20 protein-coding genes and 1 pseudogene are annotated in these 23272 nt (G+C 65.9%); 8 read left to right on the top strand and 13 right to left on the bottom strand.

Annotated elements, in window-relative coordinates; translation table 11 throughout:
* Positions 1–50: 50 nt before the first annotated feature.
* A complete protein-coding gene (ptsP, locus tag C1704_RS08470) occupies positions 51–1835 on the bottom strand; it encodes a phosphoenolpyruvate--protein phosphotransferase (RefSeq protein WP_104302287.1) in 1785 nt (594 codons plus the stop codon).
* Between the two features lie 169 nt (positions 1836–2004).
* Between ptsP and C1704_RS08465 the strand changes: the two genes are divergently transcribed.
* From C1704_RS08465 to C1704_RS08440, 6 genes and pseudogenes are all read left to right on the top strand, one after another.
* A complete protein-coding gene (locus tag C1704_RS08465) occupies positions 2005–3240 on the top strand; it encodes a class I SAM-dependent methyltransferase (protein ID WP_104302286.1) in 1236 nt (411 codons plus the stop codon).
* 11 nt (positions 3241–3251) lie between these two features.
* Positions 3252–3575, top strand: a complete 324-nt coding sequence (locus C1704_RS08460; RefSeq protein WP_104302285.1) for a DUF1840 domain-containing protein — start codon at positions 3252–3254, stop codon at positions 3573–3575.
* A gap of 30 nt (positions 3576–3605) precedes the next feature.
* Positions 3606–4238 (top strand): YbhB/YbcL family Raf kinase inhibitor-like protein, encoded by a 633-nt coding sequence (locus tag C1704_RS08455; RefSeq protein ID WP_104302284.1) that lies wholly within the window; start codon positions 3606–3608, stop codon positions 4236–4238.
* Positions 4239–4258: 20 nt separating this feature from the next.
* Entirely contained in the window at positions 4259–4918 is a 660-nt protein-coding gene (locus tag C1704_RS08450; protein WP_104302283.1) for a histidine phosphatase family protein, read from the top strand.
* A gap of 100 nt (positions 4919–5018) precedes the next feature.
* Positions 5019–6059: pseudogene (locus tag C1704_RS08445) on the top strand (sterol desaturase family protein); the annotation flags it as partial.
* Between the two features lie 110 nt (positions 6060–6169).
* A complete protein-coding gene (locus C1704_RS08440; protein WP_104302281.1) occupies positions 6170–6964 on the top strand; it encodes a hypothetical protein in 795 nt (264 codons plus the stop codon).
* 4 nt (positions 6965–6968) lie between these two features.
* On the opposite strand, the gene ruvB is transcribed toward C1704_RS08440, so the two are convergent.
* The 5 genes from ruvB to C1704_RS08415 all read right to left on the bottom strand — a co-directional run bounded on the left by ruvB (position 6969) and on the right by C1704_RS08415 (position 12993).
* A complete protein-coding gene (gene ruvB / locus C1704_RS08435) occupies positions 6969–8033 on the bottom strand; it encodes a Holliday junction branch migration DNA helicase RuvB (protein WP_104302280.1) in 1065 nt (354 codons plus the stop codon).
* Between the two features lie 621 nt (positions 8034–8654).
* Positions 8655–9818 carry an AAA family ATPase gene (locus C1704_RS08430; protein WP_104302279.1) on the bottom strand — a complete coding sequence of 388 codons (1164 nt, stop codon included), beginning with the start codon at positions 9816–9818 and terminating at the stop codon, positions 8655–8657.
* A 20-nt stretch (positions 9819–9838) separates the two neighbouring features.
* Positions 9839–10414: a Holliday junction branch migration protein RuvA gene (gene ruvA / locus C1704_RS08425; protein ID WP_104302278.1), complete on the bottom strand. Its 576-nt coding sequence runs from the start codon at positions 10412–10414 to the stop codon at positions 9839–9841.
* Positions 10415–10459: 45 nt separating this feature from the next.
* Positions 10460–11122: a response regulator gene (locus C1704_RS08420; RefSeq protein WP_104302277.1), complete on the bottom strand. Its 663-nt coding sequence runs from the start codon at positions 11120–11122 to the stop codon at positions 10460–10462.
* A gap of 74 nt (positions 11123–11196) precedes the next feature.
* Positions 11197–12993, bottom strand: coding sequence for a sensor histidine kinase (locus C1704_RS08415; protein ID WP_245876423.1), 1797 nt, complete (start codon positions 12991–12993; stop codon positions 11197–11199).
* Positions 12994–13182: 189 nt separating this feature from the next.
* Between C1704_RS08415 and C1704_RS08410 the strand changes: the two genes are divergently transcribed.
* Complete coding sequence (locus tag C1704_RS08410) at positions 13183–14145, top strand: PhoH family protein (RefSeq protein ID WP_104302275.1); 963 nt, start codon at positions 13183–13185, stop codon at positions 14143–14145.
* Between the two features lie 2 nt (positions 14146–14147).
* On the top strand, positions 14148–14588 hold the full coding sequence (ybeY, locus tag C1704_RS08405; protein ID WP_104302274.1) for an rRNA maturation RNase YbeY: 441 nt from the start codon (positions 14148–14150) through the stop codon (positions 14586–14588).
* On the opposite strand, the gene C1704_RS08400 is transcribed toward ybeY, so the two are convergent.
* The 7 genes from C1704_RS08400 to C1704_RS08370 form a co-directional block, all read right to left on the bottom strand.
* Positions 14585–15577, bottom strand: coding sequence for an ABC transporter ATP-binding protein (locus C1704_RS08400; RefSeq protein ID WP_104302273.1), 993 nt, complete (start codon positions 15575–15577; stop codon positions 14585–14587). The genes ybeY and C1704_RS08400 overlap by 4 nt on opposite strands.
* Positions 15574–16566, bottom strand: coding sequence for an ABC transporter ATP-binding protein (locus tag C1704_RS08395; RefSeq protein ID WP_104302272.1), 993 nt, complete (start codon positions 16564–16566; stop codon positions 15574–15576). Before C1704_RS08395 ends, C1704_RS08400 begins: the two co-directional genes overlap by 4 nt.
* A gap of 16 nt (positions 16567–16582) precedes the next feature.
* The gene (locus C1704_RS08390; RefSeq protein ID WP_104302271.1) at positions 16583–17518 is read right to left on the bottom strand and encodes an ABC transporter permease; all 936 of its coding nucleotides are present in this window, start codon (positions 17516–17518) and stop codon (positions 16583–16585) included.
* A gap of 13 nt (positions 17519–17531) precedes the next feature.
* Positions 17532–19100, bottom strand: a complete 1569-nt coding sequence (locus tag C1704_RS08385; protein WP_104302270.1) for an ABC transporter substrate-binding protein — start codon at positions 19098–19100, stop codon at positions 17532–17534.
* On the bottom strand, positions 19100–20332 hold the full coding sequence (locus tag C1704_RS08380) for a M20 aminoacylase family protein (protein ID WP_104302269.1): 1233 nt from the start codon (positions 20330–20332) through the stop codon (positions 19100–19102). The genes C1704_RS08385 and C1704_RS08380 overlap by 1 nt, the downstream gene beginning before the upstream one ends.
* Before the next feature lie 16 nt (positions 20333–20348).
* A complete protein-coding gene (locus C1704_RS08375; RefSeq protein WP_104302268.1) occupies positions 20349–21332 on the bottom strand; it encodes an ABC transporter permease in 984 nt (327 codons plus the stop codon).
* 156 nt (positions 21333–21488) lie between these two features.
* Entirely contained in the window at positions 21489–23084 is a 1596-nt protein-coding gene (locus C1704_RS08370; protein ID WP_104302267.1) for an ABC transporter substrate-binding protein, read from the bottom strand.
* Positions 23085–23272: the final 188 nt, after the last annotated feature.

Raw genomic sequence — 23272 nt, 5'->3', positions numbered from 1 at the left:
CACGAATGGAAGGAGAAGATCAAATCTTCTTCGGCGCGGCGCACCAGAGGTCAGTGCAACGAGGTCTCTCGACCCGTATCACCACGCAGGAGCCGGCAGCACGCTTCTTCGGGAGCATCACTGGAGAGAATCGCCTGGGCATGGTGGGAGAGACGGCGGGTGTCTGCGCGCAGGATGCGCTGCTTGATGGTGGCAATCTGCGACGGGTGCATCGAGAAGCTGCGCAACCCCATGCTCAGCAGAAGCGCGGTGAAGGCGGGGTCTCCTGCCATTTCGCCGCACACGCTCACACCCTTGCCCGCCGCGTGAGCGGCCGAGATGGTGTTCGCGATGAGCCTGAGCACCGCCGGGTGCCATGGGTCGTAGAGGTGGGCCACGGCTTCATCGGCGCGGTCAATGGCCAGCGTGTACTGGATCAGATCGTTGGTGCCCAGCGACACGAAATCGAAGTGTTTCAGGAAGCTGTCGGCCAACAGGGCTGCACCCGGCACTTCGATCATCGCGCCAACTTCGACATCGGTGTAGGGAACACCGGCGTCGCTGAGCTGCTGCTTGGCACGGGCCAGGGCCTCGAAGGTCTGCCGCACTTCCCCCAGATGCGTGAGCATGGGCACGAGCAGCCTGACCTTGCCGTAGGCGCTCGCGCGCAGGATGGCGCGCAACTGCATGCGGAACATGCTGGGCTCGGACAGGCTCCAGCGAATCGCCCGCAGACCCATCGCGGGATTGAGCGTGTGCTCGTGCCGCAGTTCGTTGTGCGACATGCGCTCGAAGGGCTTGTCGGCGCCGATATCGATGGTGCGGATCGTCACGGGCAACCCCTGCATGGCCTGCACGGCGGCTCGATAGGCCTCGAACTGCTCATCCTCGCCGGGCAGTTCGCCGTTGCGGTTCATGAACAGGAATTCGGTACGGAACAGGCCCACGCCGACCGCGCCGGCGGCAAGGGCCCCTGGCGCGTCCTGAGGCAGTTCGATGTTCGCCAGCAACTCCACCCGCTCACCATCCAAGGTGACGGCGGGGGTGTGACGCAAACGCGCGAGACGTTCGCGCTCGAGCTCGCTCTGGCGCTGCCGGAAACGGTACTCCTCCAGGACGATGGGAGACGGGTCCACGATGACCACGCCGGCGTCACCATCGATGATCACCCAGTCGTCCTGGCGAATCAGGTGGCTTGCCTCGCGAGCCCCCACCACCGCAGGAATGCCCATGCTGCGCGCGACGATGGCTGTGTGGGATGTCTTCCCGCCTACATCGGTGACAAAGCCCTGGAAGACGCTGCGCTTGAACTGCAGCATGTCGGCTGGCGCGATGTCATTGGCGATGAGGACCAAGGGGTCCTCTCCGCCCCAGTCTGCAGGATGGGGCGCTGGCGCGGCAGCCAGCACCGAACCGTTGCGGCCCAGCGCCTGAAGCAGGCGTTCGACAACCTGCTCGATGTCGGCTTTGCGCTCGCGCAGGTACTCGTCCTCCATTTCGTCGAACTGGCGCGCCAGCACTTCGAGCTGGGCCGACAGGGCCCACTCTGCGTTGTAGTGCCGCTCGACGATCCATTGTTTGGTGGCCCCCGTCAACGCTTCATCATGCAGCAGCATCAGATGCACATCGAGCAGTGCCCCCAGCTCGGCGGGAGCATCTGAGGGCATGTCGCGTTTGAGGCCCGCCAGTTCGTCGGCCACCACGTCGCGAGCACGGCGCAAACGCTCGATCTCGGGCTCCACCTGGTCGGGGCCAATGAAATAGTGGGCCACATCCACGCGGCTGGAAGCCACGAGCACGGCTTTGCCGATGGCCACACCTCGGGCAACGGGCAGTCCGAACACTTGCAGGGTCATGTGCGGATGCTAGCAGCGTGTCGGCTCACCGGCCACGCACAGCCACAGTGCGGCGTGTCCGCACAGCGCACTGCGCCATGGGTTGCATTGGGCCGGCTGTATGGGCGAGACTCGGGTTTTGGCGCTACGCTGTTCGGGTGGCACACGACCTGTGGATGGAGGACTCGCCATGTCAGGACTTTCTGGCTTGATCGAACAGAAGCTGGATGGACTGCCTCGCCGGGTGGCCCTGGAGTGGCCTGGGGGGCGCGCTGGGACACCCGACGCGGATGTGCGTCTCACGCTGCACGAACCCCGCTGGCTGGGCGCGCTGGCACGAGGACAGATCGGGGCGCTGGCCGACGCCTACGTGATGGGTCAGCTAGACATCGACGGCAACATGCGTGACCTGATGGCCGTGGCGGCACGGCTCGTCGGCGACCCGGTCGAGCGCGGGCGACCGACCTGGTGGCAGCAATGGTGGGGACGGCTTCAGTCTCATCGCCGGCATGTCAAGGAGCGTGACGCTCGGCAGATCGAGTTTCACTACGACGTCTCGGATGACTTCTACGCTCTGTGGCTGGACCCCCGACGGGTCTATTCCTGCGCCTATTTCCGCACGCAGGACATGACACTGGCCCAGGCCCAGGAGGCCAAGCTGGAACACATCTGCCGAAAGCTGCGACTGGGCTCAGGCCAGCGCTTCCTGGACATCGGTGCCGGATGGGGCGGTCTGCTGCTGTGGGCGGCCCAGCACTATGACGTTCGGGCACAGGGCATCACACTGTCGAAGAATCAGCACGCGCACGTGAGCCGGCTCATCGATGAACTGGGGCTGCGCGGCAAGGTGGAGATGCACCTGCGCGACTACCGCGACATGCCCGAGGACCAGCCGTTCGACCGAATCGCCTCGGTGGGCATGTTCGAGCATGTGGGGCGTGCTCAACTGGTGGCCTACTTCGAGAAGATCCGTCGGCTGCTGGTGCCGGGCGGACTGGTGATGAACCATGGCATCACGGCCGGCGGCGTGTACAACGCCCAGCTGGGCGGTGGCATGGGAGACTTCATCGAAAAATACATCTTCCCCGGTGGGGAACTGGAGCATGTCAGCGAGGTGTCGAAGGCGCTGGCCGAAGGTGGGTTGGAACTGCTCGATGCCGAGAACCTGCGCCCACACTACGCGCGTACACTGTGGGCCTGGTCGGACGGGCTTGAGGCCCACCTGGACCAGGCTCGCGCGGTGACCAACGAGCGAACCGTACGCGCTTACCGGCTCTATCTTGCGGGTTGCGCGATGAGCTTCGAACGCGGCTGGATCTCGCTGTTCCAGTTGCTGGCCTCTCGTCCAAGCGGCGACGTGAGCACGGGTGCCCTGCGTGGGGCCCAATCGGCGTTTCCCTTCAATCGCGAATACATGTACCGCTGAGTTCACCTGCCATGCTCTACAAATTCAAGTCCCGCATCACAGGGGACGTCATCATGACCGGCCCACACGGCGATCAGGCTCTGCAGGCCATGGGCCGTGAGCCTTCCCCGAAAGGTATCGTGCTGCCCGAAGACATGCCGGCGGCCATCGCCGGGCTGGAGCGCGCCATCGCGCAGGAAGAGGCCGCACGTCGCCAGGCCGAGGAGGAAGCCCGCGCAGAGGGCCGCACGCTGCCTCCCGATGAGAGCGTGGCCCTGCGCCAGCGGCTTTGGCCGCTGATCGACATGTTGCGGCGCAGCCATGAAGCCGGTAAGGAAATCGTCTGGGGCGTGTAAGCCTGGGTTGCTCATCCACAGGAGACCTGCATGAAGCTTTGGAGCCAGAGCTGGACCGATGGCCAGCCCATTCCCGCGCGCTACGCGGCCGGCCGACCCGACGCCGGTGGTGGTGTGACCTTTTCGGACAACCTCAATCCGCACCTGGCCTGGAGTGGGCTGCCAGCGGGCACCCTGTCGCTGGCCTTGATCTGCCACGACCCGGACGTGCCCAGCCGGGGTGATGATGTGAACCAGCCCGACCGCGAGGTGCCGGCCGACCTGCCACGGGTGGACTTCTTCCACTGGGTGATGGTAGACCTGCCCCCGAGCCTGAGCGAGATTGCCGAGGGCGAGCTCTCCAAGGGTTTCACGGCACGTGGCAAAGCCGGTCCGCAGACGCTGCATGGCGCGCGCCATGGCCTGAACGACTACACCGGCTGGTTTGCCGGCCATGCGGACATGGCGGGGCAGTATTTCGGCTACGACGGCCCCTTCCCGCCGTTCAATGACGCCCTGCTGCATCACTACGTGTTCACGCTCTTTGCACTGGACCTGGCACGCTGCCCGGTCGAAGGGGCCTTCACGGGCGCGCAGGTCCGCGCCGCCATGACGGGCCATGTGCTGGGGTCGGCCTCCTTCGTCGGCACCTACACCTTGAATCGCCGGCTGCGCCAAGACTGAACGGGCGACAATCCAGGCGCATGAGCTTCCCTCAGCCCACCCGCATCCTGGCGATCCGTCACGGCGAGACTGCCTGGAACGTCGACACCCGCATCCAGGGTCACCTGGACATCCCGCTGAACGACACAGGCCGGCGGCAGGCCCAGCGCCTGGCCGCGGCCCTGGCGGACGAGCCCCTGCACGCGGTCTACAGCAGCGATCTCAGTCGGGCCCACCAGACGGCCACGGCGCTGGCCGGCGCGATCGGGCTGCCAGTCCGTGCGGTGCCGGGCCTGCGCGAGCGGGCCTTCGGGCACTTCGAGGGGCGAACCTTTCGTGAGATCGAAGCGCAGTGGCCCGACCAGGCCCAGCGCTGGCGCCAGCGCGACCCGGACTTCTGTCCGGCCGGCGGCGAAAGCCTGACCTCCTTCTATGCGCGGGTGATTGAACAGGCTCAGACGCTGGCGACCGCCCATGCCGGCCAGACCATCGCGCTCGTCGCCCACGGGGGGGTGCTCGACTGCCTGTACCGGGCCGCCACCCGCGTCGACCTGAAGGCGCCGCGCACCTGGGAGCTGGCCAACGCCAGCATCAACCGGCTGCTGCACACGCCCGAGGGTTTCACGCTGGTCGGCTGGGCCGACACGCAGCATCTGCAGGATCTGGCCCTGGACGAGTTCGCCGACGGCGCCACGCGATGAGCCCCCCTCCCGCCGCCCAGCCGGGCGATGCGGGTCTCCCCGAGTCCTGCACCGGGCGGCTGATGCCCAAAATCGGTGCTTTGCATCACCGATCCCTCCCATGGAAGGCGCGCAGATCATCGTCCTGGCCACCCCGGTTTTCCTGCTGCTGATGGCCATCGAGTTTTTTGTCGGCCGCTGGCGCGGGCGCAACACCTACCGGCTCAATGATGCGCTGAGCAGCATCGGCCTGGGCATCATGAGCCAGGTGGTGGGCGTGCTGACCAAGGCGCTGACCGTGGGGATCTACACGGTGGCCTATCAGTATCTCGCTCTGTGGCATCTGCCGGCCGACGCGTTGTGGGTCTGGGTGGTGGGCCTGATCTTCTACGACCTGTGCTACTACTGGCACCACCGCCTGGGGCACGAGAGCGCCTTCTTCTGGGCCGCCCACGTGGTGCACCACCAGAGCGAGGACTACAACCTCTCGACCGCGCTGCGCCAGACGAGCTCGGGCTGGATCGGCGGTTGGATCTTCTACCTGCCGATGGCGGTGCTGGGCTTCCCTCCGCTGGTGTTCGGCGTGGTGGCGCTGATCGACCTGCTCTACCAGTACTGGGTGCACACCCAGCAGATCGGCAGGCTGGGCTGGTTCGACCGGGTGTTCTGCTCGCCCAGCAACCACCGCGTGCACCATGCCGTGAACGACAAGTACCTCGACAAGAACTACGGCGGCATCCTGATCCTGTGGGACCGGCTGTTCGGCACCTTCGAGGAGGAAGACGATCGCGAGCCCTGCGTGTACGGCACGCGCAGCCCCCTGCGCAGCTGGAACCCCGTCTGGGCCAACCTGCAGGTCTATCGCGACCTGGCCTTCGACAGCTGGCACGCCCGGCGCTGGTCCGACAAGCTGCGCGTGTGGTTCAAGCCACCGGGCTGGCGGCCGGCCGACGTGGCCGAGCGCTTCCCCAAGGCGCCCTTCGAACTGTCCAAGGTGCAGCGCTACGACCCACCGATGGCGGGGTGGGCTCAGTGGGCGGCCGGTGGTCTTTTCCTGGCCCTGCTGGGGGCCACCTCGGTCTTCCTCTGGCAGGCGCACACGCTGAGCCTGGCCGTGCAGCTCGGCGGCGTGGCGCTCATCGTGCTGGGGCTGTGGGGGGTGTCGGTGCTGAGCAGCCTGGGGCGCCACACCGTCGTGGCAGCGCAGGCGCCGGCCTGAGGTCTGGCGGCGTGCACTAACATGTGCCGCCTCAGCCCCACGCCTTGCCTGCGATGACCACGCTTTCTTCTGCTGCCCCCGTCAACGTCATCTGCATGAAATGGGGTCGGTTGTACGGCCCCGAGTACGTCAACCACCTGCACGCCGGCGTGCGGCGGCATCTGTCGCGGCCCCATCGCTTCGTCTGCTTCACTGACGATGCCTCGGGGTTGCATCCGGACATCGAGGTCTTTCCGGTGCCGGCACTGGGCCTGCCAGCCGGCCATGGCGACACGCGCTGGCAGAAACTGGCCGTGTTCCGCCGCGAACTGGCCGATCTGTCGGGTCCTACCCTGTTCCTGGACCTGGATCTGGTGATCGTCGACTCGCTCGACCCCTTCTTCGCGGCCCCCGGCCGCTTCCTGATCATCCGCGATGACGAGCTCTTCCGGGCCAAACCTCTGCGCAAGATCCTGCCGGCGCGCGACCGCTTCCTCGCCAGCGTGGGCAACTCGTCCGTCTTTCGCTTCGAGATCGGCGCGCACACCGACATCCTCGACGCTTACGTGGCCGACCCGGCGGCGGCCGCGCGCGCCTACGAGATCTCGCAGCAGTTCCTCAGCGCGCAGCTCGCGCAGCGGGGCCTGCTGCAGTACTGGCCCCGGGGCTGGTGCGTGAGCTTCAAGAACGACTGCGTGCCGCGCCACTTCGCGAGCTACTGGCGCGACCCGGCCGTGCCGCCCGGCGCGAAGATCGTGGTGTTCGCGGGATCGCCGAAGATGTCGGAGGTGCTCGAAGGCGGTGGCCACCGCTGGTACCGCCGCATCGGGAACATCGACTGGCTGCGCCAGGCCTGGCAGGCCGACTGAGCCGCTATGCGCCGTCGAAGAGGCCGCCTTCACCGGTCCTGGGCGCGACCAGGCCCAGGTGACGATAGGCCGTGGCCGTGGCGATGCGCCCGCGCGGCGTGCGCTGCAGGTAGCCCTGCTGGATGAGGTAGGGCTCGATCACATCCTCGATGGTGTCGCGCTCCTCGCCGATGGCCGCGGCCAGATTGTCCAGGCCCACCGGGCCGCCATCGAAGCGGTGGATCACGGCTTCCAGCAGCTTGCGGTCCATCACGTCGAAACCCATGGGGTCGACGTCGAGCATGGCCAGGGCCTTGTCGGCGATGGGCTTGCCGATGTGACCACTGCCTTTCACCTCGGCATAGTCACGCACGCGGCGCAGCAGGCGGTTGGCGATGCGTGGTGTGCCGCGCGAGCGGCGGGCGATTTCCAGGGCCCCTTCCGGGTCGATCGGCGCGTTCAGCAGCCCGGCCGAACGGGTGACGATGCGCATCAGCTCCTCGGCGGTGTAGAACTCCAGCCGCGCCACGATGCCGAAACGGTCGCGCAGCGGGTTGGTGAGCATGCCCGCGCGCGTGGTGGCGCCCACCAGGGTGAAAGGCTGCAGGTCGAGCTTGATCGAGCGCGCCGCCGGGCCCTCGCCGATCATGATGTCGATCTGGTAGTCCTCGAGCGCGGGGTAGAGGATTTCCTCGACCACGGGGCTCAGGCGGTGGATCTCGTCAATGAAGAGCACATCGTTGCGCTCGAGGTTGGTGAGCAGCGCCGCGAGGTCCTTGGGCTTTTCCAGCACGGGGCCGGAGGTCTGGCGCAGATTCACGCCCAGTTCGTGGGCGATGATGTGCGACAGCGTCGTCTTGCCCAGGCCCGGCGGGCCGAAGAGCAGGACGTGGTCGAGCGCCTCGCCACGCTTCCTGGCCGCGCCGATGAAGATTTCCAGTTGCTCGCGTGCCTTGGCCTGGCCCACGTACTCGGCCAGTCCCTTGGGGCGCAGGGCCCGCTCCAGGGCTTCCTCGTTCGGCGAGGCTGGCGCGGCCGACACCACGCGGGGGCGTGGCGGCGGGGCGAAGTCGTCGGTCTGGATGCTCATGGGGGACTTCCTATCAGCGGCCAATGGCACCGACGGTCCTCAGCGCCTGAAGCCGTCTCAAGGCGCGCCCCAAGCTCTCACTGTTGGCTGCCGCGCGAGCGGCCTGCCACGGACCGGCAACCAACCGACACAGATGCAGGTTGTACCCGCTTCCAGGTTTGTGAAGGTCTGTTGGCGACACCATTTCCTGACGAATGGAGCGATTCCGGGACAAGGATGCGAGCCGAAGCACAGTGCGCTTGGCGTCGGGCACACGTTCTGGCGCTTCGGGCACATGCTTGAGCGCTACACCGAAGAACTCGGCCGTCGCATGACGATCGGCCAATACCCAACTTTCAGCTTCGGAAACGGCCAGCCGAAAAACGAAACTCTCAGGAACAGTGCTAAGCGACCACTCGCGCAGTAGTTCAACTGGGCAACGATGGTCCGTATCGGCGATACATAGGACTGGCTGGACATGTTGGGCCTGTTGCCTGTAACGGTGCAGGTTTGGTACAAGCTTGGTGATTCCGAGCGCATTGATAGGATCACCGGCCAGAGACCACCCTGGCAGTGCCTCAGCTACGAGTCGCACGCCCAATGCGCAACACAATGCATCCTCCCCAACAAGTCTGATCCGGGTCACGCAAGCAACCCCATCTGTTCAATGTTACGCGGACGGGTCTTCGGCAACAGCACTTCTGCCGGATTCAGGCCGTGCGCCATCTCTTCCCGCTCTTGCGCATCAGCTTGACGCACGGTGGTGCCGTTATCCCCAGGCTCCAGCAACAAGACAGACCCAGCATCTGGCACCGCCGCGATGAGTTTGTCACTATGGGTCGTGCTAAGAACCTGCCTAAGGAATCCACCCTTCTTGCGCTGGCGCAGCACGCGATCGATCATCAACGGAATGTGCTCAATGATGGCATCGTTGAGCGACAGCTCAGGCTCTTCCAACAACAGCAGTCCATCCCCCTCTTGAAGTGCCCAGAGAAACCCAATCAGACGCAAAGTACCGTCCGAAAACTGGTCTTCTCGCTGCCAAGAACCGTGAACTCGCCAATGTTTGAAGTTGGCCCTCAAATGCGGCATCCCCGACACCGCATCTTGCTCAAAATGCAGTTCTGAGAACTGGGGAACCGCGATTTCAAGGGCTTGCTGAATGCGCTTTAGACGAGCGTCCCTCGTTTTGGCCGGAGTTTTTGCGATGCGCTGCAATAGCCCTTGTCCGAACGGGTCGCTCTCGACCATGCGGCCGCTGATCTCATCGCCGTGCTTTAGTAGTTGAGGCACCAGGTGCAGATACGTCGTCGCGGCAAAATGCTCAGCGAGGGGGCGGAATGTCCCATTGCTAGCAATCTGCTCCAGATACGTCTGCGTTAAACGAGCCTCATCTTGAAGATCATCCTTTGAAGGTCGGGTGAAGAGCTCCTGGCCTTGACGGTAGACTGCCTCCTCCTGAACCAGCACCCGCTGTTGACCTTTTCCTTCTGACTTGAACGCGAGTACATAGCGCCAATCAGGAACCTCCGCACCAATGGCTTCCGAGACGTCTACTTCAATCCTCACCTCGGGGTCCCTGCGCGCGTGAAGGCTGCGCAGTTTGCTCAAACCGCCACGCTCCTTGAGAGCCTTCTGCAGCCCTCCACCTTCGCTTTGGGCGATCGTGCGCAGGAACCGGAAGACATCGAGGAGATTTGACTTCCCCGATGCGTTGGCGCCAATTACGTAGCCGCGCGGCCCCAACTGAACATCCACATCCCGGAAGTTCCGCCAGTTTTTCAGTTTGAGGCGAGTAATGACCATGCAACCAGCTCCTAATGGAGTTACTTGGCCAACGACTTCAGCGCCAGCTTGATGCCTTCGCTCACGCCCACGTCCTCGGGCAGGGCCTTGAGGGCGGCGGCGGCTTCCTTGTCGCTGTAGCCCAGGGCCACCAGCGCCTGCAGCACGTCGGCCTGGGCCTCGCTCTTCACCGACACCGGCGCGGCGCCCAGCTCGGCACCGAGCTTGCCCTTGAGTTCGAGCAGCAGACGCTCGGCGGTCTTCTTGCCGATGCCAGGAATGCGGGTGAGGCGACCCGCCTCCTGGACGCTGATGGCCTGGGCGAGTTCGGCCACACTCAGGCCCGACAGCAGCGACAGGGCCATGCGCGGGCCCACGCCCGACACCTTGATGAGCTGGCGGAAGGCCTGCCGTTCGGCGGCCGAGCCGAAACCATAGAGCACCTGGGCGTCCTCGCGGACGACGAAGTGGGTGAGCAGCGTGGTGCGCTCGCCCAGGTTGGGCAGGTTGTAGAAGGTGCTCATCGGGACATCGACCTCGTAGCCGACGCCGTTCACATCGATCAGCACCTGCGGAGGGGCCTTCTCCGCGATCACGCCCGTCAGACGACCGATCATCCTGGCATTATCGCGGGGCGGCGCAGCTTGCGCCGCCGGCCTTTCTCATCGCGGCGAACGCTTGAACAGGCCCAGTCGCTGCGCCTCAAGAGCAGCCTCGGCACGCGAGGACACATTGAGCTTGCGGTAGATCTGCTTGACGTAGTCGGCGATGGTGTGACGCGACAGGTTGAGCTGCTGGCCGATCTCGGGCAGGGTGAAGCCCTTGGCGACGCGCAACAGCACCTCGTTCTCGCGCTCGGTGAGCGACACGTCGGGCAGCAGCGGGGCCTCTTCCTGTTGCTGGCGCGCCTGCGAGGCGAAATAGGCGATCACACGGCGGGCAATGGACGGCGACAGCGGTGGCTCACCCTGGGTGATGCGCTGCAGTTGCTCGGCCAGCAGGTCACGCGCCTGTTCCTTGAGCAGGTAGCCGAAGGCGCCGGCCTGCAAGGCGGGGAAGAGGTGGTCGTCGTCGTCATGGATGGTGACGACGACGGACTGGGCGTCGGGCTGGGTTTCGCGCAGGGCCGTGACCACCTCCACCCCCGAGCCATCGGGCAGGCCGAGGTCGATCAGGGCCAGGTCGAAGCGCGTGGCGGTGATCTGCTGGAGCGCATCATGCACCCGGGCGCTCTCCACGAGCTGCGCGGTGGGAAACACCTGCGTGACCAGCGCCTTGAGCCACTGGCGGATCTCGGGCAGGTCTTCGAGGAGCAGGATGTTCATGGCTGGGCAGGGCACAAGGCCGAAGCACCCCTCAGATCGGGGGCGTCGGCGAATCTTAACAGCCCAGGGGCCGGCTACAGCGGCAGCGTGAGGCGGATCAGGGTGCCGAAGCCTGGCCCGGATTCGACGAGGCATTGCCCCGCCAGCTGCTTGGCGCGTCGCTTCATGCTGGCCATCCCGTGGCCCCGGTCGAGCCGGCCGTCCAGTTCCATCGGGATGCCTTTGCCGTTGTCCTGGATGACCAGATTGAAGTCTGTATCGTCGATGACACAGCGGATGGTGCAGGCGTTCGCCCCGCTGTGCTTGATGATGTTGCTCACGGCCTCGCGCAGGATGCGGGTGGTCTGCACATAGGCACGGGCCGAGAGGTTGCGCTCGTCGGTCTCGTTGGCGCTCACCCACTCCACCTGGACCGCCGCCTGGCCCAGGCGCGACACGGTTTCGGCCCGCCAGTCGGCCAGGGCATCAGCGATGCGCACCGGCTTGCCGGTCAGGCCGCGCACCGACAGGCGCATCTCCTCCAGGGCCTCCCGCGCCAGGGTGGCGATCCGTTCGTCATGGCTGGTGTGCACGATGGTCAGCAGTTTGGCGCCAAGGTCATCGTGCAGGTCGCCCGCAATGCGCTTGCGCTCGGCCTCGGCCACCTGCTCGATGCGCATCTCGGCCAGGTGTGCGTAGCTGCGCTCGATTTCCCCGGCGCGCTCCTGCACGCGCCGTTCGAGGTCGTCGCGGGTCGATTCAGCGGCTTGCAGGGCCTGAGCAAAATCCCGGATGACGCGCAAGCCCACCGCCAGCAGCAAGACCGGCATCGCAAAGTGCACCAGATGACGATTGGGCAGCCCCAGCCAGTCGTGCTGCACCGCCACCTCGACCAGGGCCGCCAGCACCCCCAGGCCCATCGCCACTGCGATGGGCTGCCAGTCTGACGCACCGCTGCGCCGAGCCTTGACAAAGTAGTCGATCGTGGCCACCGCCACCTCGATCGCAAAGACCATGAACCACAGGTTCATCAGCGTGAACAGGTGCTCGCGGCCCACGATGGCGATGGTCAGCGGCACCAGCAGGCATTGCCCCCACAGGAAGAGATCGACCCAGCGGTAGCGCAGGCCGCCGTAGCGCTGAAGAAAGAGGATGGCGAACGCCACCACCGGCGCCACGGTGGAGCTGATCAGGACTTCCGAGGCCCAGTGGGTCATCGGCAGATCGGTGGCCCAGACGCGCGCACTGATGAACGACCAGCCGATCAGCAGACCGCCCAGATACAGGTAGGCCGGCTGCGTGCGTCGCACCCAGCCCAGACCGAGCATGAACAGCCCCACCATGGTGAGGGTGGCGCTACCCACCTGGAGCACGGTCACGTTCCAGAAGAGCTGGCGCTCGTAGCGCGGGCGCAGTTCGGCCTCCGGGCCCACATACAACTCTGACAACCCCGCTGCGCGCTGGCGCGCCGCGACCTCGCCCGAAGGAAAGCCCACGACCCTCAGATTCAAGGCATTGCGCCCCGAGGGGTCGAGCAAGGCGGCCGGCAGCGTGAACAATTGCGGACGGTAGCAGTTGCGGGTGACAGGCTCGCTCATCTGGCCGCCCCGGCCGATCACATGACCGTTCAGGCTGACCTCGACATTGGTGCAGACGCGCTCGATGTACAGGGCCAGCAGACCATCGGGCACCCGGGTGCCGTTGGGGGCGAGGTCGAAACTCACCGCGTAGGTGAGCACGCCACCGAACTCCGGACGCTCGCTCGACCAGTCGTCGGGCAACGTCACGTTGCGCAGCACCGGCCGACTGGTGCGGCCGTCGGGCGCCTCCTGGGTCACGATGGCTTCGCGGATGACCAGGGTGTCGGCCCGGGCGTCGGGGGACAGCAGCACCAGAATCCACCATGCGGCGATCAGCCCCCAGGCCACGGCCGCGCACGCCCCTCTCCTCTCCCAAGCTGTCCTGAGTGTCCTCATGGCGCGCATTCTGAGGGATGCGCCGCCCCTGCCCAAGGTCAGAGCCCCGCTCCCCCCGCAGTCGGGGGACAATCAAGGTGTTGCCGTCCTTGCCCCACCGATGCCGTGATCCTTCGCCACGCCTTCATCCCCCTGGACAACACCCGCCTATCCCACCTGTGCGGCACGCTCGACGAGCACCTGCGCAGCATCGAGGCCGCGCTGGACGTGAGCATCAGCCGCCGCAACGAGTCCTTCCGCATCGAGGGAGCCAAGCAGCAGGCCGAGCGGGCAGCCGCACTGCTGCAGTCGCTCTATGAGCGTGCGGCCCGACCGCTGCCGCCCGAGATGTTCCAGCTGGCCGTGCTGCAGGCGGCCCGGGGCGAAGGCGGCAAGGACCTCGGCGAGGCTGACAACGAGGAGATCGTGCTGCGCACCCGCCGCGCCGACCTGGCCGGCCGCACACCCAATCAGACGCTCTATCTGCGCAACATCCTGGGTCATGACATCACCTTCGGCATCGGCCCGGCGGGTACCGGCAAGACCTTCCTGGCCGTCGCCTGCGCCATCGACGCGCTGGAACGCGCCGCCGTGCAGCGCATCGTGCTGACCCGCCCGGCGGTGGAAGCCGGCGAGCGTCTGGGATTCCTGCCCGGTGACCTCACGCAGAAGGTGGACCCCTACCTGCGCCCCCTCTATGACGCCTTGTACGACCTGATGGGCTTCGATCGCGTGACCAAGGCGTTCGAGAAAGGGCAACTGGAGATCGCCCCGCTGGCCTTCATGCGCGGGCGCACGCTCAACCATGCCTTCGTGATCCTGGACGAGGCGCAGAACACCACGCCCGAGCAGATGAAGATGTTCCTCACGCGCATCGGTTTCGGCTCCAAGGCCGTGGTCACCGGCGATGTGAGCCAGATCGACCTGCCGCGCGGCACCACCAGCGGGTTGATCGATGCCGAGCGGGTGCTCAAGCGCGTGCGCGGCATTGCCATGACCCGCTTCACCTCCGCTGACGTGGTGCGCCACCCGCTCGTCGCGCGCATCGTGGAAGCCTATGACGCGGCGAAACGGTCGCGGGAGGACTGAACATGCGCCCCGCACTGCAACTGTCGCTGCAGTTTGCCGATCCGCGCCACCGCGCACTGCTGCCCCGGCACAAGGTGATGCGCTGGATCCGTGCGGCCCTGGAGGCGCCGGCGCAGATCACCGTGCGCATCGTCGATGCCGACGAGGGCCAGGCGCTGAACCGCGACTACCGGCAGCGTGACTACGCCACGAACGTGCTGACCTTCGACTACCAGCACGCCCCCGAGGTGATCGCCGACCTCATCGTCTGCGCCCCGGTGGTGGAGCGCGAGGCGGTGGAACTGGGCAAGCCCGTGGTCGAGCATTACGCCCACATGCTCGTGCACGGCACCCTGCACGCCCAGGGTTACGACCACGAAGCCGACGAAGACGCCGTCGTGATGGAGGCGCGCGAATCGGCCTTGATGCGCGCGTTGGGGTTCGGCGACCCCTACCGTCGCTAGATCCGGCCTTCCTCGACGGCGTGGCAGGCCACCCGGATGCCCTGGAACTCCATCAGGGCCGGGCGCTCGCTGGAACAGCGGGCATTGGCGTGCGGGCAACGCGGATGGAAGGCGCAACCGCTGGGCGGATTCAGTGGATTGGGCACCTCGCCCTGCACCGGGGTGCGCGAGCGTCCGGTCATGTGGATGTCGGGAATCGCATCGAGCAACATGCGCGTGTAGGGATGGCGCGGTTGCTCGAAGAGCCGGGTCTTCGGCGCCAGTTCCACCAGCCGGCCGAGGTACATCACGCCCACCTCATCGGCCACATGGCGCACCACGGCCAGGTTGTGCGAGATGAAGAGGTAGGTCAGTCCCTGCTGGCGCTGCAGGTCCTTCATGATGTTGAGCACCTGAGCCTGCACGGAAACATCGAGCGCCGAGGTGGGCTCATCGCACACCAGGAACTCCGGCTGGGTGGCCAGGGCGCGTGCAATCGAAATGCGCTGGCGCTGGCCGCCGGAGAACTGGTGCGGGAACTTCTCCATGTCCGCCGGAGCCAGTCCGACCGACTGAAGCAGCTCACCGACCCGCTGCTTGGCTTCGTCGTCGTTCTTCACCATGCCGTGCTCGCGCAGCGGCTCGGCGATGATGTCCAGCACTTTCCAGCGTGGGTTCAGGCTTGCATACGGATCCTGGAAGATCATCTGCATGCGCCGGTGCAGCGCGCGCCCCTCGGCCGTGCGCATCGCGGCCTCGGTGTCCTGGCCGTCGAAGCGCACCGTGCCGCGACTGGGCTTGTACAGGCCCACCAGCAGGCGAGCCACGGTGCTCTTGCCACAGCCCGACTCGCCCACCAGGGCCAGCGTGTGGCCACGTTCGATCTCGAAACTCACGCCATCGACGGCGTGCACGAACTCCCGTGGGCGACGCTCGATCACACGGTTGAGCCAGGGGGCCGAGACATCGAAGGTCTTGGCCAGGTCTTTCACTTCCACGAGCGCGGTCATGCGACTTGTCTTTCTTGCTCAGCATGCAGCCAGCACGCCGCACGCGTGCGGCCGGCATCCATCAGTTCAGGCCGCTCCTGGCGGCAGCGGTCAAAGGCCTTGGGGCAACGGGGATGGAAGGCGCAGCCTTTCGGGATGGCCGTCAGCCGCGGCATCGCGCCGTCGATCTGGGTCAGACGCTCGCGGTCCTCGTCCATGGCCGGGATGGAGCCCATCAGACCTTCGGTGTAGGGGTGAGCCGGTGAATGGATCACGTCGTGCACCGGCCCGATCTCCGCAACGCGGCCGGCGTACATCACCGCCACGCGATCGCAGGTCTCGGCGATCACGCCCATGTCGTGCGTGACCAGCATCACCGCCGCGCCCTTCTCCTTGCACAGGCGCTTGAGCAGGGCAATGATCTGCGCCTGGATGGACACATCCAGGGCCGTCGTGGGTTCGTCGGCCACGATGAGCTTGGGCTCGGCCGCCAGGGCCAGGGCAATCACCACGCGCTGGCGCATGCCGCCCGAGAACTGGTGCGGGTAGTGGTCGATGCGCTGCTCGGCTGCGGGAATGCCGGTGTCCTTGAGCAGCTGGATGGCCCGCTGGCGGGCCTCGGCGAGGCTCACCGGCAGGTGGGTCTGGATGGTCTCGACCAGCTGGCGTCCCACCGTGTAGAGCGGGTTCAGCGAGGTCAGCGGGTCCTGGAAGATCGCGCCGATCTGCCGGCCGCGCACCTTGCGCATCTCTTCATATGGCAGGTTGTCGATGCGCCGACCGTCCAGCAGGATCTCTCCGGCCGCCACGCGGCCAGGGGGCTCCAGCAGGCCGATGATGGCCGCACCGGTGAGGGACTTGCCCGCGCCCGACTCGCCCACCACGCCCAGGATCTCGCCAGCGTCGATGTTGAAGTTGATGTCATCCAGCGCGAGCAGCGTGCCGCGCCGCGAGGGGAATTCCACCCGCAGGTTCTTCACCTGCAGCAAAGGGGTCTTGTTCGTGTTCATCGTGGGTTCCGAAGGCTCAACGCAGGCGCGGGTTGAGGGCGTCGCGCAGCCAGTCGCCCAGGAGGTTCACGCTCAGCGCAATCAGCACCAGCATGGCACCAGGGAAGATGGTGATCCACCACTCACCCGAGAAGAGGAAGTCATTGCCGATGCGGATGAGCGTGCCCAGCGACGGGGACGTCGGCGGCACGCCCACCCCCAGGAAGGACAACGTTGCTTCGATGATGATGGCCTGGCCCACCTGGATGGTGGCCAGCACCAGCACCGGCCCGAGCACATTGGGCAACACGTGCTTGCGCATGATGCGCAATGAGCTCACGCCGATCACGCGGGCGGCCTGGACGTAGTCCTTGTTGCGCTCGATCATCGTCGAGCCGCGCACCGTTCGCGCGTAGTCCACCCACTTGGTGAGCGAGATGGCCAGGATCAGCACGCCGAAGGCCAGGGTCTCGTGGGCATTGGGGAACAGCGCGCGGCCGACGCCGTCGATGAGCAGGGCGATCAGGATGGCCGGGAAGGACAGCATCACGTCGCACACGCGCATGATGAAGGCATCGACCTTGCCGCCCACGAAGCCCGAGAGCAGACCCAGGGACACCCCCACCACCACCGACAGCACCACCGAGGCCAGGCCCACGAAGAGCGAGATGCGCGCGCCGTACATCAGGGCCGAGAGGATGTCGCGGCCCTGGTCGTCGGTGCCCAGCAGGTACTTCGTGCTGCCACCTTCCATCCAGGCCGGCGGCAGCCGCGAATCGGACAGCTCCAGCGTGGCCAGGTCGAAGGGGTTGTGCGGCGCCACCCAGTTGGCAAAGAGCGCACAGAAGATGCAGATGAACGCAATGATCGCCGCGGTGACAGCCACCGGCGAAGTGCGGAAGCTGTACCAGACGTCGCTGTCGAAGAAGCGTTGCAGCGCGGACGGTGGAGGGGGGGTCGTGGTGGTGGTCATGGGAAGGGTGCCGTCACTTCACGGTGATGTACTTGAACGGCATGAAGTTGTCGGCCAGCTGCACCACGTCGATGTTGGCCTTCATCGCCCAGGCCAGCGCCTGCTGGTGCAAGGGGATGTGGCCCACCTCGTCCTGGTGGATCTTGAAGGCTTCGGCGATCATCGCGTTGCGCTTGGCCGGGTCGGTTTCCGCCTGAACGAGCTGGGTCAGCTCGTCCACACGGGCGTTGCTGTACCAGCCCAGGTTGAACTGGCCCTGCCCCTTGTCATTGGGGGTGGCCATCAGCGCGCTGAGCGGGTTGTGGGAGTCGTAGGTGCCCGGCGTCCAGCCCAGCAGGTAGAAGCTGGTGTCACGGCGCAGGATCTTCGGGAAGTAGGTGCCCTTGGTTTCGGTCTGCAGGTTCACCTTCACGCCGATACGCGCCAGATTGGCAGCCACCGCCTGGCAAATGGCCCCGTCGTTCACATAACGATCGTTCGGGCAGTTCATGCCCACCTCGAAGCCGTTGGGGTAGCCCGCCTCGGCCAGCAGCTTGCGGGCGCCTTCGGGGTCGTAGGCGGGGCGCTTATTGAGGTCGGGCGTGAAACCCTTGATGCCGGGCGCCACCATCAGGGCGGTCGGCGTGGCCGCGCCGCGCATCACGCGCGTCTTGATGGTCTCGATGTCAATGGCCTGGTAGAAAGCGCGGCGCACGCGAACGTCCTTGAAGGGATTCTTGCCCTTCACGTTCGAGAACTGGAGTTCGTCGCGCCGCTGGTCCATGCCCAGGAAGATGGTGCGCAGCTCGGGGCCCTGCATCACCTTGAGCGCTGGATTGGCCTTGATGCGATCCACGTCCTGCAGGGGCACGGGCTCCATCACGTCCACCTCGCCCGACAGCAGCGCCGCCACCCGGGTGGCATCGTTGCCGATGGGGGTGAAGACGACCTCGGTGACGTTGCCGTCGACCTTGCCCCAGTAGTTGCCGTTGCGCACGAGCACGGTGCGCTGGTTGGGCTGGCGCTCGCGCAGGCGGAAGGGGCCCGTGCCGTTGGCGCGGAAACTGGCGGCGTTCTCGATGCCCTTGCGGCGGTCCACCGGCGTCTCAGCCTTGTTCTCCTCGCACCACTTCTTGCTCATCATGTACACGAGCGTGATGACGTCCGGCAGGATGGGGAAAGGCGATGTGGTCTCGATCTCGACGGTGTGGGCATCGAGCTTGCGCACCTCCTTGATCGAGTTGGTGTAGCCGCGCATGTCCGAGCCATCACCGGCGGCGCGCTTGAAGCTGAAGACCACATCATCGGCCGTGAAGGGCGTGCCGTCGTGGAAACTCACGTTGCGACGCAGTTCGAATCGCCACACCGTGGGTGATGTCTGCTTCCAGCTCGTGGCCAGGCCGGGCGTGAGGCCCAGGGTCTTGTCGCGCGCCACCAGCGGTTCATAGACGTTGCCGGTGAAGCTCAGCTGCATGGACTCGTTGAGCGAGTGCGGGTCCATGGACTGAGCGTCGCCCTGGTTGGCCACGCGCAAGGTCTTGGCGGCGCTCACCCCACAAGCCAGAGCCAGCGCAACAGCGAGCAAAGTCGGCTTGAACTTCATCAGCGATTCTCCTGATTGGTCAGTGAAAGGGGCATCGCCTGTTCGACCAGGGATGCAAAGAGTGCCGAACCCAGCGGCAGGATCTCGTCATTGAAGTCGTAGCGGCTGCTGTGCAGGAAGCAGCCGGCGTCGCCACCTTCCTGCCCCTGGCCGATGCGCAGGTAGGCGCCGGGCTTGACCTGCAGCATGAAGGAGAAGTCTTCCGCGCCCATGCTGGGCGGCAGGTTGCGCACCACGCGGTCTTCGCCCACCAGGGAGGCCGCCACGTCGGCCGCGAACTGCGCTTCGCGCGGGGTGTTGATGGTGGCGGGGTAGATGCGCTGGTAGTCGAGCGTGGCCGACGCGCCCAGGCCCAGGGCCACCGACTCCACCAGCCGGGCCAGGCGTTCCTCGATCATGTCCTGCACCGCCGGCCGGAAACTGCGCACCGTGCCCACGAGCTTCGCTTGGCGCGGGATGACGCTCATCGCCCCGACATCGCCCCCTTGCATCGCACAGATGCTCACCACCGCCTGATCGAAGGCGCTGACATTGCGCGACACGAGGCTTTGCGCTGCGGTGATGATGTGGGCCGCCACGAGCACCGGATCCACGGCCAGATGGGGGTGGGCGCCGTGCCCGCCCTTGCCGTTGACGGTGATCTCGATGCGGTCAGCCGCCGCCATCATCGGCCCCGGGCTCACGCCCACCTGCCCCGCGCTCAGGTGCGGCCAGTTGTGCATGGCGTAGACGGCTTCAGCAGGAAAGCGATCGAAGAGCCCGTCATCGATCATGGCCTTGGCGCCGGCAAACCCTTCCTCGCCGGGCTGGAACACCAGGTAGGCGGTGCCGTTGAAGCGCCGGGTCTCGGCCAGGTAGCGAGCGGCACCCACCAGCATCGTGGTGTGGCCGTCATGGCCGCAACCGTGCATCAGGCCCGATTTGCCCGAGCGCCAGGCGAAATCGTTCTCCTCGCGCATCGGCAGCGCGTCCATGTCGGCACGCAGCGCGATGGCGCGGCCACTGTCGCTGCGCTGTCCGCGAATGACCGCCACCACGCCGGTTTTGGCGATGCCCGTGTGGATCTCGTCCACCCGGGTGAGCTTGAGCGCCTCGGCCACACGCGCAGCCGTGCGCACCTCCTCGAAGCCCAGTTCGGGGTGGGCGTGCAGGTCGCGACGAAACGCCGTCAGCTCCGGGTGGAACTGGGCGATATGCCGGAAGATGCCGTGATGGGAGGCCTGCATCAGCATGACCGTCTCCCGTGGATCAGTGGCCGCCGCCCGCACGCTCGACACGCAGCCTCGGATCGACCGCGAAGTACAACAGGTCCACCACGAGGTTGATGATCACGAAGATCAGTGCGATCAGGCAGAGATAGGCCGCCATCACCGGGATGTCGGCGAAGGTGACGGCCTGGATGAACAGCAGGCCCATGCCCGGCCACTGGAACACCGTCTCGGTGATGATGGCGAAGGCGATCAGCCCCCCCAGCTGCAGGCCGGTGATCGTCATCACCGGCACCAGGGTGTTCTTCAGGGCGTGGCCGAAGTGGACGGCACGGTTGCTCAGCCCGCGTGCGCGCGCAAACTTGATGTAGTCGGTGCGCAGCACCTCCAGCATCTCGGCGCGCACCAGGCGCAGGATGAGCGTGAGCTGGAAGATCGCCAGCGTCACCGAGGGCAGGATCAGGTGCTTCCAGCCAGCCGGAGAAAGCCATCCGGTGGTCCAGCCGCCCAGATCGACCACCGGGCCCCGTCCGAAGCTGGGCAGCCAGCCCAGCGTCACCGAGAAGAGCATGATGAGCAGGATGCCGATCAGGAAGGTCGGCAGCGACACGCCCAGCAGCGAGAAGGTCAGCATCACCTGGGACAGGAAGGTGCCTCGCCGCAGCGCCGTGTACACGCCCATGGGAATGCCGATGGCCAGGGCGATCACGGCCGCCACGATCACCAGCTCCAGCGTCGCCGGAAAGCGCTCCATCAACAGGGTGGACACCTTCTGCCCCTGGCGCAGGCTCAGGCCGAACTCACCCTGGGCCGCGTTGACCACGAAGCGGCCGAACTGCACGAAGAAGGGCTGGTCCAGGCCGAGGTCGGCACGCATCTGGTCGCGCTGCTCGGGCGTGGCATCCTGCCCCAGGATGTTGGTGACCGGGTCGCCCACATACTGGAACAGCATGAAAGAGATGAAGGCCACCGTGAGCATGACGATCACGGCTTGCGCCAGTCGGCGAAGAATGAATGCGAGCATGAAGCCAGTTCCGGCCAGTTGAGGCCGCCGTCACTCGTGATGCCGGCAGCCTGGTCCTTGTCAAGGATCGATGCCGGCCCGCGCGCTGCGGGGTCTTCCGCAGAAGGCGGGCCAGTCAAAGCCCGCCATGATACGCGCGGGCAAGGGGGCAGTCGATCAGTTCACCTTCACCAGACGCATGTCGATCCGGTTGTCGGCGCGATGCACCAGGTCGATGTTGCTCTTCATCGCCCAGGGAATCACCTGATCGTGCAGCGGGATGTGGGCGACGAGATCATTCTGCAGCTGCAGGGCCTCGGTCAGCATGCGACGACGCACCGGGGCATCGGTTTCCACCTTGATGCGGTCCACCAGGTAGTCCATGCGCTCGTTGGAGAAGCGGCCCACGTTGTAGTTGCCATCGCCCCCCGTGCCCACGGTGCGCACTAGCGATTGCAGAGAATACAGCGCGTCGAAAGTCGGCACGCCCCAGCCCAGCATGTAGATGCTGGCCTCGTAGCGCTGGATCATCGGGAAGTAGGTCACCAGCGGCAGCGTGCGCAGCTTGGCCTTCACGCCGATGCGCGCCCACATGGCCGTCACGGCCTGGCAGATCGCCTCATCGTTGATGTAGCGGTTGTTCGGGCAGGCGAAATCCACCTCGAAGCCGTTGGGGTAGCCGGCCTCGGCCAGCAGCTTGCGCGCTGCCTCCACGTTGTAGGGGAAGCGCTTGGCCACCCCTTCCGTCCAGCCCGCCACCTGCGGGGCCACCAGGGCGCCGGTGGGCTTGCCCAGGCCGCGCATGATGTTGCGAGAAATGGTGTCGATGTCGATGGCCTGGTAGAGCGCCTTGCGCACCCTCACGTCCTTCAGCGGGTTCTTGCCCTTCACGTCGGAGCCGGGCAGTTCGTCGCGGAACTGATCCATGCCCAGGAAGATCGTGCGGTTCTCGACGCCATCGATCACCTTCAGGTTCGGCGCGGCACGCAGGCGGGCCAGGTCCTGCGGGGTGGGGTCGAGCACCAGGTCCACCTCACCCGACAGCAGGGCGGCGATGCGCGTGGCAGCCGAGCGGATCGGGGTGTAGACGATCTCGGTCACATTGCCGTCCATCTTGCCCCACCAGTTGGGGTTGCGCTTGAACACCATGCGCACATCGGCCTGCCAGGAATCCAGGGTGTAAGGACCCGTGCCGTTGGCGTTGCGGTGGGCAAAGTTCTCGTCGGTGGTCTTGATGTCCTTCGGCGCCACCGAGTTGTTCTTCTCGGCCCAGGCCTTGCTCATGATGCGCAGTTCGGTCATCTGGCGCAGCAGCACCGGGTTGGGGCCCTTGAGGAACACATCCACCGTGTTGTTATCGACCTTGACCACCTTGTCGATGCCCTGGGTGTACACGGTGAAGTTCGACGTGGGCGCCATCGCACGGGTGAGCGAGAACACCACGTCGTCGGCCGTCATCGTCGACCCATCATGGAACTTCACGCCCTGGCGCAGGTTGAAACGCACCTGGGTGGGGCTGATCTCGCGCCAGGACGTGGCCAGCACCGGCTCGACCTCGAAGGTGCGGCTGTTGTAGTAGACCAGCGACTCATAGACGTTGGCATGCAGGCCGTTCTGCAGGGCATTGTTCTGGGAGTGGATGTCCCAGGTGGCAATTTCGCCCTGGCTGGCCCATTTGAAGGTCTTGGCGTGGACGGACGGGGTGGCCAGCAGCCCTGCGCAGACGAAGGCCGCGGCAGCGACGGCCGTGAGGGAGGTGGTGCGTTTGAACATCGGTTCACTCACGTGAAATATTGAAAGTGTGAATGATCAGCAAAACCCATGCCGGTCGTCAAAGGGGGAAGTCCTGATCAGAAGGCGCGCAGGCGGCGCTTGACTTTCGCCCGAACGATCCGCGCAAAAGAAAAGCCGCCCGAAGGCGGCTTTCCGAACTTGCTGATTCAACTCGCCCAAGGCGAGCG

Source organism: Caldimonas caldifontis (assembly GCF_002930615.1).
In the GTDB taxonomy this organism is placed as follows: Bacteria; Pseudomonadota; Gammaproteobacteria; order Burkholderiales; family Burkholderiaceae_C; genus Caldimonas; species Caldimonas caldifontis.
This window is presented reverse-complemented; position numbering and strand designations above follow the sequence as displayed.

What these genes read in the sequence shown, in the direction of transcription:
- ptsP (WP_104302287.1), bottom strand. Translation starts at nt 1,835, where the DNA reads ATGACCCTGCAAGTGTTCGGACTGCCCGTTGCCCGAGGTGTGGCCATC.
- C1704_RS08465 (WP_104302286.1), top strand. Translation starts at nt 2,005, where the DNA reads ATGTCAGGACTTTCTGGCTTGATCGAACAGAAGCTGGATGGACTGCCT.
- C1704_RS08460 (WP_104302285.1), top strand. Translation starts at nt 3,252, where the DNA reads ATGCTCTACAAATTCAAGTCCCGCATCACAGGGGACGTCATCATGACC.
- C1704_RS08455 (WP_104302284.1), top strand. Translation starts at nt 3,606, where the DNA reads ATGAAGCTTTGGAGCCAGAGCTGGACCGATGGCCAGCCCATTCCCGCG.
- C1704_RS08450 (WP_104302283.1), top strand. Translation starts at nt 4,259, where the DNA reads ATGAGCTTCCCTCAGCCCACCCGCATCCTGGCGATCCGTCACGGCGAG.
- C1704_RS08440 (WP_104302281.1), top strand. Translation starts at nt 6,170, where the DNA reads ATGACCACGCTTTCTTCTGCTGCCCCCGTCAACGTCATCTGCATGAAA.
- ruvB (WP_104302280.1), bottom strand. Translation starts at nt 8,033, where the DNA reads ATGAGCATCCAGACCGACGACTTCGCCCCGCCGCCACGCCCCCGCGTG.
- C1704_RS08430 (WP_104302279.1), bottom strand. Translation starts at nt 9,818, where the DNA reads ATGGTCATTACTCGCCTCAAACTGAAAAACTGGCGGAACTTCCGGGAT.
- ruvA (WP_104302278.1), bottom strand. Translation starts at nt 10,414, where the DNA reads ATGATCGGTCGTCTGACGGGCGTGATCGCGGAGAAGGCCCCTCCGCAG.
- C1704_RS08420 (WP_104302277.1), bottom strand. Translation starts at nt 11,122, where the DNA reads ATGAACATCCTGCTCCTCGAAGACCTGCCCGAGATCCGCCAGTGGCTC.
- ybeY (WP_104302274.1), top strand. Translation starts at nt 14,148, where the DNA reads ATGCGCCCCGCACTGCAACTGTCGCTGCAGTTTGCCGATCCGCGCCAC.
- C1704_RS08400 (WP_104302273.1), bottom strand. Translation starts at nt 15,577, where the DNA reads ATGACCGCGCTCGTGGAAGTGAAAGACCTGGCCAAGACCTTCGATGTC.
- C1704_RS08395 (WP_104302272.1), bottom strand. Translation starts at nt 16,566, where the DNA reads ATGAACACGAACAAGACCCCTTTGCTGCAGGTGAAGAACCTGCGGGTG.
- C1704_RS08390 (WP_104302271.1), bottom strand. Translation starts at nt 17,518, where the DNA reads ATGACCACCACCACGACCCCCCCTCCACCGTCCGCGCTGCAACGCTTC.
- C1704_RS08385 (WP_104302270.1), bottom strand. Translation starts at nt 19,100, where the DNA reads ATGAAGTTCAAGCCGACTTTGCTCGCTGTTGCGCTGGCTCTGGCTTGT.
- C1704_RS08380 (WP_104302269.1), bottom strand. Translation starts at nt 20,332, where the DNA reads ATGCTGATGCAGGCCTCCCATCACGGCATCTTCCGGCATATCGCCCAG.
- C1704_RS08375 (WP_104302268.1), bottom strand. Translation starts at nt 21,332, where the DNA reads ATGCTCGCATTCATTCTTCGCCGACTGGCGCAAGCCGTGATCGTCATG.
- C1704_RS08370 (WP_104302267.1), bottom strand. Translation starts at nt 23,084, where the DNA reads ATGTTCAAACGCACCACCTCCCTCACGGCCGTCGCTGCCGCGGCCTTC.